Below are 10,270 nucleotides of genomic sequence, written 5' to 3'. Positions count from 1 at the left end.
TCTCCTCGCTTCGCCTGCTCGGCACGGTCGGTGAGCCGATCAACCCGCGCGCCTGGAAATGGTACTACAAACACATCGGCAACGAAAACTGCCCCATCGTCGACACCTGGTGGCAGACCGAAACCGGCGGGATGATGGTGACCACGATTCCCGCAGTCAAGAACATGAAACCCGGCTCTGCCGGGCCGCCGCTGCCAGGAATCAGTGCGGATATCGTCGACGAGAAGGGGTCCCCGGTCGAGGCCGGCCGCGCGGGCTATCTCGTCGTCAACAAGCCGTGGCCCGGGATGCTCCGGACGCTGTACAAAAACGACGAGCGATTCATCGACGAATACTGGGACGAGTACTCGATTCCGGAGAAAGACCAGTGGGTCTACTTCCCGGAAGACGGTGCGAAGATCGACGACGACGGCTTCATTACCGTGCTCGGCCGCGTCGACGACGTCCTCAACGTCTCCGGACACCGCCTGGGAACGATGGAAATCGAGTCGGCAATCGTCGGTGTTCCCGGCGTCGCGGAAGCGGCAGTCGTCGGCGGCGACCACGAGATGAAAGGCGAAGCAGTTTACACCTACGTCATCACCGAAGATGGCTACGAGGGGAACGACGAACTTCGCCAGCAGATTATCGAAGCTGTCGAGGACAGCATCGGCCCGATCGCACGGCCAGAGGCAGTCGTGTTCACACCCGAACTGCCCAAGACGCGCTCGGGCAAAATCATGCGCCGCCTACTCGAGGATATCGCAAACGGCGACGAACTCGGAAACACGTCCACGCTGCGTAATCCAGAAGTCGTCGAGGATATCGCGAAAAAGGCCCAAGACGACTAACCCTCCACACAAACAATGACAGACAACGACACGACCGAGCCGACTGATGGCTCGACTGACGATGTACGAACCGATGGAGGTGTGGTGTCCCAGGAGCGGTCCGCCAACTACCTCGAAAGCGAAGTAAACATACTGAGTCCGAGCACGCCCTTTATGCGCGACCACCTCAGGGTGGTCTGGGGCGGCTTTATCGCGTGGCTGGTTATCGTCTGGGGTCCGTTCCTGGCGACGGTGCTGGCGACGGACACGATGACCACCCAACTGCCGGTCATCGGGTTCCCGGCACACTACTTCCTGGTTGCCTTCGTGGCACCGACCGGGTCGCTCGTCCTGGCGGCAATCTACGCCAAGAAGCGCGACCAGCTGGACGAAAAGTACGGTATCGACCCGTCCGAGGTCGAAACCGAAACCGGCAGCGAGTCCGCAGCAGCCACTGACGGAGGGGTCGACAAATGATAGAGACACTCCCGCTGCAGGCAGAGGCGCTCAACATTTCCTTCAAGCCCGTCGGGGCCGCCATCGTCTTCCTCATGATGGCGTCGTTCCTCGCTATCGGCTACCTGTTCAAGGTCGCCGACACCGACGGCATGTGGGTCGCCGGCCGTGGTATCGGGAACATCGAGAACGGGATGGCAATCGGAGCCAACTGGATGTCCGCCGCGTCCTATCTGGGGCTGGCCGGCCTGGTCGCCCTCTCGGGCTTTTACGGCCTGGCCTTCATCGTCGGCTGGACGACCGGTTACTTCATCCTGCTCATCTTCCTGGCCGCGCAGATGCGCCGGTTCGGGAAGTACACGGCACCCGACTTCGTCGGTGACCGGTTCAACTCGGATACCGCACGCGCGATTGCAGCCCTGACGACACTCCTCATCGCGTACGTTTACTCGGTCGGTCAGGCAAGCGGTATGGGCCTGGTCGGGCAGTACGTCTTCGGGCTGGACTTCGTGCCGATGGTCATCGTGATGATGACGATTACCGTCGGCTACCTCGCGATTTCGGGGATGCTCGGCGCGACCAAAGGGATGGCCGTCCAGTACGTCATCCTCATCGTGGCGTTCCTCGCGGGCGTCTACGCGGTCGGCTTCACGCAGGGCTACTCGACGGTCCTGCCCCAGATCGAGTACGGCGCACTCATCGGCGAACTCAACACGCAGTTCTCCGAGCCGTTCGCCGGCGGTGGCGAGTACATCTGGGCGGGAACCGCATTCTCGCTTATTGTCGGGACGTGTGGCCTGCCACACGTTCTCGTGCGCTTCTACACGGTCCAGAACGAGCGGACGGCTCGCTGGTCGACCGTGTGGGGCCTGTTCTTCATCATGCTGCTGTACTGGGCGGCCCCCGCGATGGCCGCCTTCGGTATCGACCTGTTCGAAGTGACGCAGGGGACCAACGCCTACGCTGCAACTGGCGGCATGTCCGGTGCAGAAGGTGACGTGATTGTCGTGCTCGCGGCGCAGTTCGCGAACCTCCCGCAGTGGTTCGTCGGCTTCGTCGCCGCGGGTGCGATGGCCGCAGCGATTGCGACCACGGCAGGGCTGTTCATCACGGCCTCCTCCGCGGTCGCACACGACATCTACTCGGAACTCATCAACCCCGACGCGACCCAGCGCCAGCAGGTCCTCCTCGGACGTGCGACGATTGTCGGTATCGGTGCAATAGTCACGCTCACTGCGCTGGACCCGCCGGCACTCATCGGCGAACTCGTCGCGCTGGCGTTCTCGCTGGCCGGCATCGTGCTGTTCCCGATGTTCTTCCTGGGTCTCTGGTGGGAGAACACCAACCGCCAGGGTGCACTCGCCGGGATGATTGTCGGACTCACGATCTGGGTCGCTGCCGTGGTCAACGACCTCATCGCGCCGTTCAGCGACATCTACGGGCAGTGGTTCCCGGCAATCGGTGCGGCACTGCTCGGAACCCCGATCGTGTTCATCGTCACCATCGCCGTCTCGCTGATGACGCCGGAACCGGACGAAAAGACCAAGCAGATTGTCCGGCAGTGTCACAGCCCCGAGCCGATGGGACAGCAACAGACCGCCGAAGACGTTGTCGCAGCCGACGGGGGCCAAGAGACCCCCGCGGACGACTAACCAATGTACGAAGATATACTCGTTCCAACAGACGGTAGTGTGACCTCGGAAGTAGCAGTCGACAACGCCGTCGATATCGCCGAAAAGTACGGTGCGACGATACACGCGCTGTACGTTATCGACGTCGACGCAACCAGCTACGGGCTGGGCACCGAACAGGTCGACCGCATCCGACAGGGGAACCTCGACGACATGCCCGAGGTGAAAGCCGATGCCGACGAAGCGACCAGCTACGTCGCCGCCGCGGCCGAAGAGAGGGGCGTCGACTACGAAGAGCACATTCGTATCGGCGAACCCGCCCGGGCAATCCGGAACTTCGTCGATGACGAAAACATCGACCTCGTCGTTATGGGGTCGCACGGCCGGTCGGGACTCTCGCGGGTCATCCTCGGCAGCGTCGCCGAGAAGGTCCTGCGGCGGACCCACCTGCCCGTCCTCGTCGTGGACAGTCACGAACTCCACGACGACGACGAAGAGTAACGCCCCACATCGAGTTCCGTCGTCTTCGCGAACCGAACGCGACCGTATTTTTTGCCGATTGGCTCAGAACAACTTCTCTTCCAGACGCTGTCTGAGCGGCCCGGGCGGCTCCGAGCCGTAGACGACGACGGTGTCATCGACGTCCGAAAGGTGACGATCGGTGAGGAAAACGTGCACGTCGGCATTGCCGGGACAGACAGCAACGACCGCAGCCGCGTCGGTGAGGAACTGGACGAAATCGGACTGGAAATCGACGACGAGGTCCTCATCCGCAACAAGTATACGACGCCGTACAGCGGTTTCGACGGTAGTCCGGACAATGGGTGACACGCGGCGACCGATAGCCGAAACTCCCGGAAACACCCCCTTCACCCAATGATTTAGCCCATCCTCCTTTTGCCGGTTCGTTGCAAATCCACGGGTACGGTGTCGAATCGACGACACTGAGAACCTGCACGGATGGACACCGCGATGTGGTAACACGCCAGGCGGTTGCCAGACAGTAGCCCCCAGTCAGCGATTATGATACAAACACTCACCAACGGTGCGACGGGAGTACAGCCAGAGATCATCCTCCAGATGACACAGAACGACGCATTCGAGTTTATCCACAACGACGCACTACTCGCGTCGTCACTGTGGGCGAACATAGCACTCGCGGGGGTGGCAATCCTCCTCTTCATCTATATGGGCCGGAACGTGGAGGACCCGCGGGCACAGCTCATCTGGGTCGCCACGCTGCTGGTGCCGCTGGTCTCGATATCCAGTTACGCCGGGCTCGTCTCGGGATTGACTGTGGGATTCCTGGAGATGCCGGCAGGGCACGCTCTCGCCGGCGAGGGCGGCGTCTTCTCGCCGTGGGGTCGCTACCTCACGTGGACGTTCTCGACGCCGATGATTCTGGTCGCGCTCGGACTGCTCGCCGGGACGAACCGGGCAAAGCTCGCGACGGCAGTGACGATGGACATCGGGATGTGCATCACCGGGCTTGCCGCCGCACTGACGACCGGTTCGTACCTGCTGCGGTGGGTGTTCTACGGTATCAGCTGTGCCTTCTTCGTCGCAGTGCTCTACGTCCTGCTGGTCGAGTGGCCCGCAGACGCAAAGGCCGCTGGGACGAGCGAGATATTCGGGACGCTCAAGGTGCTGACCGTCGTGCTGTGGCTGGGTTATCCGATTCTGTGGGCGCTCGGCGCGGAGGGGTTTGCCGTCCTCGACGTCGCAATCACGTCCTGGGGATACTCCGGGCTTGATATCTTCGCAAAGTACGTCTTCGCGTTCCTGCTGTTGCGCTGGGTGGCTGCAAACGAGCGCATTATCGGCAGGACAGACAGCATCGCTGAAGAGACGACGACAAGTAGCGCCAGTCCGGTCGACGACTGAACGAAAAGATCAGGCAGAGAGAGACAACGGCGTCATTCCCTGCGGTCGATGTCGAGCTGGTCTTCGACGTCGTCGAGCCAGTCCGCGTCGGCGAGGTCTTCCATCTGCTCCTGGAAGTGCGTCTTGCAGACGCCGACCTTGATTCCGTCCTTCTCGACGGCGATATCGGCTTCGCGGTCGCAGTAGTGACACTGCATGCACTACTCTTGGGGCGGCACACCATTGAACCCTGCGGCCGCGGCGAGTTACAACCTGACGTGCGAGCGAAAGTGCTGGTAGGCCTCGCTGTCCAGTCCAGCCAGCCCCAGCGTCTCCTCGTGGGCGTCGCTGCCACCCGTCGGAACGAGGTCGTGTCGCTCGATCGCCCGCTCGACGGGTCGCAAATCGACCTCCCGACCGTATGGATACCAGCGCTCGACGGCATCGAGCGACTCGGTGAGCGCGAGCGCCGCCGCCGGGTCGTCGTATCGGAGCGGATGGGCCAGCCCCACGAGTCCGCAGGCGTCGGCGAGCAGGTCCCGTCCCGTCTCGAAGTCGGGAATCTCGCGACCGACAAAACAGGGGCAGTCATCACCGATGAGGTCGGCAAAGGCGTCGTCGTACTCGTAGTCGGCCTCGCTTTCCGCGATAGCGCGGGCGATGTGTGGGCGACCGACACCGGGTTCGAACGCGACATCGAGCGACACGCCGAGGCGATCCTCGACGCAGTCGACGATGCGGCGAGCGCGCTCGATGCGGTTCTCCTGAAGCCGGTCGATTTCCGCGGTGAGTGCGTCCGTCCGGCGTGCACCGTACCCGAGCAGGTCGACTTCACCCGCCGGCGAACGCACCCGAAGTTCGATACCGTGGACGACCGTGACGCCGCTGACGACTGCGACCGGCGTCTGCAGGTCCGGATGGAGTCTGTCGTGGTCGGTGACGGCGACGACCTCGACACCGACCTCGCGTGCCGCGTCGGGTATCGTCTCCAGTGTGAGCGCCCCGTCGGAGTTCGTCGTGTGGACGTGGAGGTCCGCGACTACCATACAGGATGGTCGGCCCCCGCGGGTATCGGTGTTTCTGCTCAGCGTAGGACCGAGACCCGGGGATCGTCTGTGCCTTAGATGCGCTAGAATACCTAAATCTGTTATGCAATGATAGATGGTGAAGTTTATGTGTCGCCACTCCCCGAGTCAGAGATATGAGACTCGTCAGCGACGTGGACGACTCGTTCGCAACGCACACGTTCCCGAGCACGACAGCCGAATTTGTCGAGGAACACGGCGAACTGGAACTGGAGCTCCCAAACGGTGCAGCCACTCTCGAAGAGGTCCTCGAGTGCCTGCCGAACGAAGAGTTCGAGACCGAAGAGGACGCGCGGCTGTCGGTGTACAGCGCGCTCGGTGAAGAGGCAATCGGCCGAAAGGGGTACAGCGACCGCGACGCGACCGCGCCCGGCGAGAAGGGTCACGACATCGTCTCGCTGTAGCCGGCGAAACCGAGCGGGCGGTTCCGGCGGGCATTGACATAGCAACCTTCTGTTCTTTTGGAATCCGGACCGTGAGGTCTGACTAGACCATGAAAAAGCCACTGCTGGCCACGGAGTTCCTCGACAGGGCACGGGAGAACTTCGGTGAACACGAGGCAGTCCTCACCGTCGAGGGCGACCGGCTGACCTACGACGAACTCGGCGACAGGGTCGACCGCCTCTCGGCTGCGCTGCAGGACCACGGCATCGAGAAGGGCGACCGCGTCGCCGTGCTGGATCCGAACACACACTACCATCTCGAAACGGCCTACGCCGCCATCCAGATTGGCGCAGTCCACACGCCACTGAACTACCGTCTCAAACCCGGCGAGAACGAGTATATTATAAACGATGCCGGTATCGACGCCATCGTCTGTGACTACGACTTCGTCGACAACGTCGACCCGGTCCGGGAGGCCGTCGACGTGGAGACCTACATCTGTACCGACCCCGAGCAGGCCGACACCGACGAGGAGTGGGCCGACTACGAGTCGGTCATCGACGGCTACGACACCGGCGAGTACGAACGCCCGGAGATGGCCGAAGACGAGATTGTCACCATCAACTACACCTCGGGGACGACTGGCGACCCGAAAGGCGTGATGCGCACCCACCGCACGGAGACGATTCACGCCTATCTCACCGCCCAGCAGAACTCGATTGCGAGCGACGACGTCTACTACTGGACACTGCCGATGTTCCACGTCAACGGCTGGGGCCATATCTTCGCCATCACGGGCGTGGGCGCTCGACACATCTGTGCGCGTGGGTTCGACCCCGAACGCACCTTCGAGAAAATCACCGAGGAAGACGTCTCCTACATGTGCTGTGCACCGACGGTGATGAACATGCTCATCGAACACTGGGAAGAGCACGACCCCCAGACCACCGGCGACAACGACCTCCGAATCGCCTCCGGCGGTGCGGCACCACCCGAAGCGACCATGCGGACGCTGGAGGACAAAATCGGCTGGTATTTCAAGCACATGTACGGCTCGACGGAGACCGGCCCGCTCATCGTCACCTCCGACTACAACCGGCTGTTCGACCAGGACGACGACTCCCGGTTCGAAATCAAGAACAGACAGGGCTTTGCGATGCTCGGGACCGAAATCGACGTGGTCGACGAGGACGGTAACTCCGTCCCCCAGGACGACGAGACGATTGGCGAAATTGTCGTCCGAGGGAACCAGATTATGGAAGGCTACTGGAACAAGCCCGAGGAGACAGAAGAGGCCTTCAGCGCCCGCAGAGAGGGGTGGTTCCACACCGGCGATCTCGCGACGCTCAACGAGGACGGGATGCTGAAAATCAAAGACCGCAAGAAGGACATCATCGTCTCCGGCGGAGAGAACATCTCCAGTCTCCAACTAGAGGACTGTCTGTACAATCACCCGGCAGTCCGCGAGGTGGCGATTATCCCGGTCCCCAGCGAGGAGTGGGGCGAGACGCCGAAAGCCTACATCATCCCGAAGAACGGCGACCCCGAGAACCCGGGTGTGACTGCCGAGGAAATAACGGCCTACACGAAAGAACACCTGGCCGACTACAAAGCCGTCCGCGTGGTGGAGTTCGTCGACCAGCTCCCCAAGACCTCGACCGGAAAGATTCAGAAGTACGAACTCAGGCAGACGGAGTGGGACGGCCACGACCAGATGGTCGGCGAGGGATAGGCACGCTCGGCGCTGTAGCCGATGCACAGAAATTTACCCGTGGGGGTGTATCCGTCCGATGAATGGCAGATTCCGAGCCCGACTCAGAGAACGACCCCGAGGAGAGCGTCCGGCAGGCAGTCGAGCGGTCCAGAAGTGGTGCACCCGCGGCCGGTCGGGTCGTCCGTGATCGCTTCTCCGCCGACGAAGTCTTTCAGCGCATCGTCGCCGCTGCCGACGAGGAGATTACCGCGGGCAACCGGGAGCTGTTTTTCAGCGGTCTCGCTGCTGGCTTTGCTATCACGATTACGTTCCTGCTGTACATCTCCCTGACGGCGTCGACGGATGGCCATCCCGTTCTCTCCGCGATGCTGTACCCGCTCGGATTCATCTACATCATCATCGGTGGCTACCAGCTGTACACCGAAAACACGCTCCCACCGGTCGCACTGACGCTCGAACGCATCGCGTCGATTCCGGCGCTGTTGCGCAACTGGGTTGTCGTCCTGGCCGGAAACTTTACCGGTGGCACGTTCGGTGCCATGGCACTCGCGTGGGGTGGCGTTCTCTCCGCCGACGGCTCTGCGGCCGCAGCCGACATCGCCACGAAAGGTATCGAAACCGGGTCGACGGTACTGTTCGTCAAGGCGGCCTTTGCCGGGCTCATCGTCGCGGGCGTGGTCTGGGTCAGTTTCGCGGCCAGAGATACGATTTCACGGCTCGTCGTCGTCTATCTCGCCTTCTTGTCGATTCCCATCGGAGGCCTGTTCCACGTCGTCGTCTCGTACACCGAGATGGTGTATCTCGTCTTGCTGGGTGAACTCTCGGTGATTGTCGGGATGACCGAGTTCGTCATCCCGGTGTTGCTCGGAAACACCGCTGGCGGGGTCGTACTGGTGACGGTTGTCAACTACTTCCAGACCACAGAAGAGCGGCTCGAATCAGCCCGGTTCGAGGGCGCAAACCGTCGCCTCTCGAATCGAGAATGGGTTCTCGGTAGCCGCGTCGGGCGGTCGTACGTGCCGCTTATCGACACATCCGAACCGGCCACACAAGCAGAGGACGGTCCGTTCCGCATCGTCGTCCCGATTACGAACCCCCGAACCGAAGCGCGACTGGTCGAGTTCGCCTGTACGCTGGCCAGCAACAGAGACGAGGCCATCGTCGACGTCGTCCACATCGTCCAGATGCCGCAGCAGTCCTCGCAGGGGTACGGCGTCAGACAGAGTCGACGCATCATCGGCGAATCGGAAGAGTTGATGGCGGATATGCGAGGTATCGCCGACGAGTACGGCGTCCAGTGTGAGACATCGACAGTCCTGTCACACCGCTCGTTCGAAGAGATATTCACCGTTTCCAAGCGCAAGGGCGCCGACCTCGTTGTAATGGAGTGGGGCGAAGACGGCGTGTGGAAGGCCGCGCGCGCGGACCGTCCCCTCGACGACCTCACACGACAGCTCCCCTGTGACTTCCTCGTTCTCAAAGACAGGGACCTCGACACGTCGCGGGTCCTGCTCCCGGTCGTGGGCGACAAATCCGACGACATGAGCGCCGACGTCGCACGGGCACTCCGCGAAATCAACGGAGCAGAAGTGACTCTCATGCACGTCGTTGACGGGCCCGAAAAGCGCGAGCAGGGCGAGAAGTTCCTCGCCGACTGGGCCGCCGACAACGGACTCGAGGACGCCATCCGACTCGTCGACGACACCGGCAACGTCGAGGCAGCAATCGAACAGGAAGCCCAAGAACACACGCTAGTGCTGCTCGGTGCCTCCGAACGAGGACTGCTGTCACGACTCGCCCGTGACGCGCTCTATCTCGACGTCATCAACGACCTGGAAAGCTCCGTCGTGCTCGCGGAACCGGCGACGAGGCGGGGACTCCTCGGCCGACTGTTCACTTAAGCGTCGAGCTCGGCGACTCGCGGTTCAACTTCCAGTATTTCGAGTGTGTATATACTTGACTTCGCACGTTAGACGAAGATACCCTCGATTTCTTGCATTAGCTCGTCGGTGCTTCGGTTCGGGCTGTTCAATGCCCAGGAGATGAGGTTTTCGACGCCTTCGCGGAATGATCGTTTGATATCGGCACGTAGCGACGCTGCATGACCGAGAATCGTTCCAAGAGCGCTGTGTGCAGCACCCAGCTTAAGGAGGCTGTAGGCTAGCATCAGCAGGTGCCAGTGCCGACTGGCACCTGCGGCGTGCCGGAGCTCGCAGTCACCAAAACCGAGGTCCTGCTTGGTGTCTCTGAAGAACGTCTCGATGCGCCATCTCATCGCGTACAACTCGATGAGATGGCTCGCGGGCGCGTCGATTTTGTTCGACACGA

Annotated in this window: 12 protein-coding genes; 9 read left to right on the top strand and 3 right to left on the bottom strand. The window is 61.9% G+C overall.

Going from position 1 to position 10,270, the window contains the following annotated elements; translation table 11 throughout:
- The 6 genes from WDJ60_RS18485 to WDJ60_RS18460 form a co-directional block, all read left to right on the top strand.
- On the top strand, positions 1-830 hold an 830-nt coding region (locus WDJ60_RS18485; protein WP_340102229.1), incomplete at its 5' end, for an AMP-binding enzyme.
- Between the two features lie 15 nt (positions 831-845).
- Positions 846-1,286, top strand: coding sequence for a DUF4212 domain-containing protein (locus tag WDJ60_RS18480; RefSeq protein WP_340102228.1), 441 nt, complete (start codon positions 846-848; stop codon positions 1,284-1,286).
- Complete coding sequence (locus tag WDJ60_RS18475) at positions 1,283-2,917, top strand: sodium:solute symporter family transporter (RefSeq protein ID WP_340102227.1); 1,635 nt, start codon at positions 1,283-1,285, stop codon at positions 2,915-2,917. The genes WDJ60_RS18480 and WDJ60_RS18475 overlap by 4 nt, the downstream gene beginning before the upstream one ends.
- Positions 2,918-2,920: 3 nt before the next feature.
- The gene (locus tag WDJ60_RS18470; protein ID WP_340102226.1) at positions 2,921-3,397 is read left to right on the top strand and encodes a universal stress protein; all 477 of its coding nucleotides are present in this window, start codon (positions 2,921-2,923) and stop codon (positions 3,395-3,397) included.
- 51 nt (positions 3,398-3,448) lie between these two features.
- Complete coding sequence (locus tag WDJ60_RS18465; RefSeq protein ID WP_340102224.1) at positions 3,449-3,724, top strand: hypothetical protein; 276 nt, start codon at positions 3,449-3,451, stop codon at positions 3,722-3,724.
- 252 nt (positions 3,725-3,976) lie between these two features.
- Positions 3,977-4,780 carry a bacteriorhodopsin gene (locus WDJ60_RS18460; RefSeq protein WP_417750480.1) on the top strand — a complete coding sequence of 268 codons (804 nt, stop codon included), beginning with the start codon at positions 3,977-3,979 and terminating at the stop codon, positions 4,778-4,780.
- A gap of 32 nt (positions 4,781-4,812) precedes the next feature.
- Here WDJ60_RS18460 and WDJ60_RS18455 read toward each other — a convergent pair whose 3' ends face one another.
- On the bottom strand, positions 4,813-4,977 hold the full coding sequence (locus WDJ60_RS18455; RefSeq protein WP_340102220.1) for a DUF6757 family protein: 165 nt from the start codon (positions 4,975-4,977) through the stop codon (positions 4,813-4,815).
- Positions 4,978-5,025: 48 nt separating this feature from the next.
- Entirely contained in the window at positions 5,026-5,805 is a 780-nt protein-coding gene (locus WDJ60_RS18450) for a PHP domain-containing protein (protein ID WP_340102218.1), read from the bottom strand.
- A 155-nt stretch (positions 5,806-5,960) separates the two neighbouring features.
- Between WDJ60_RS18450 and WDJ60_RS18445 the strand changes: the two genes are divergently transcribed.
- The 3 genes from WDJ60_RS18445 to WDJ60_RS18435 all read left to right on the top strand — a co-directional run bounded on the left by WDJ60_RS18445 (position 5,961) and on the right by WDJ60_RS18435 (position 9,843).
- On the top strand, positions 5,961-6,248 hold the full coding sequence (locus tag WDJ60_RS18445) for a DUF5789 family protein (protein WP_340102216.1): 288 nt from the start codon (positions 5,961-5,963) through the stop codon (positions 6,246-6,248).
- An 89-nt stretch (positions 6,249-6,337) separates the two neighbouring features.
- A complete protein-coding gene (locus WDJ60_RS18440; protein ID WP_340102215.1) occupies positions 6,338-7,960 on the top strand; it encodes a long-chain-fatty-acid--CoA ligase in 1,623 nt (540 codons plus the stop codon).
- 62 nt (positions 7,961-8,022) lie between these two features.
- Positions 8,023-9,843 (top strand): formate/nitrite transporter family protein, encoded by a 1,821-nt coding sequence (locus WDJ60_RS18435; protein WP_340102214.1) that lies wholly within the window; start codon positions 8,023-8,025, stop codon positions 9,841-9,843.
- Between the two features lie 68 nt (positions 9,844-9,911).
- Here the strand turns inward: WDJ60_RS18435 and WDJ60_RS18430 are convergent.
- Positions 9,912-10,270: transposase (locus WDJ60_RS18430; RefSeq protein ID WP_340101958.1), on the bottom strand; the 359-nt coding region annotated here is incomplete at its 5' end.

Origin of the sequence: Salinibaculum salinum, assembly GCF_037645885.1 — an archaeon.
GTDB lineage: Archaea > Halobacteriota > Halobacteria > Halobacteriales > Haloarculaceae > Salinibaculum > Salinibaculum salinum.
Note: the sequence above shows the minus strand (reverse complement) of the source record. Positions and strands in the feature narration are given on the sequence as shown.

What these genes read in the sequence shown, in the direction of transcription:
- WDJ60_RS18480 (WP_340102228.1), top strand. Translation starts at nt 846, where the DNA reads ATGACAGACAACGACACGACCGAGCCGACTGATGGCTCGACTGACGAT.
- WDJ60_RS18475 (WP_340102227.1), top strand. Translation starts at nt 1,283, where the DNA reads ATGATAGAGACACTCCCGCTGCAGGCAGAGGCGCTCAACATTTCCTTC.
- WDJ60_RS18470 (WP_340102226.1), top strand. Translation starts at nt 2,921, where the DNA reads ATGTACGAAGATATACTCGTTCCAACAGACGGTAGTGTGACCTCGGAA.
- WDJ60_RS18460 (WP_417750480.1), top strand. Translation starts at nt 3,977, where the DNA reads ATGACACAGAACGACGCATTCGAGTTTATCCACAACGACGCACTACTC.
- WDJ60_RS18455 (WP_340102220.1), bottom strand. Translation starts at nt 4,977, where the DNA reads ATGCAGTGTCACTACTGCGACCGCGAAGCCGATATCGCCGTCGAGAAG.
- WDJ60_RS18450 (WP_340102218.1), bottom strand. Translation starts at nt 5,805, where the DNA reads ATGGTAGTCGCGGACCTCCACGTCCACACGACGAACTCCGACGGGGCG.
- WDJ60_RS18445 (WP_340102216.1), top strand. Translation starts at nt 5,961, where the DNA reads ATGAGACTCGTCAGCGACGTGGACGACTCGTTCGCAACGCACACGTTC.
- WDJ60_RS18440 (WP_340102215.1), top strand. Translation starts at nt 6,338, where the DNA reads ATGAAAAAGCCACTGCTGGCCACGGAGTTCCTCGACAGGGCACGGGAG.
- WDJ60_RS18435 (WP_340102214.1), top strand. Translation starts at nt 8,023, where the DNA reads ATGGCAGATTCCGAGCCCGACTCAGAGAACGACCCCGAGGAGAGCGTC.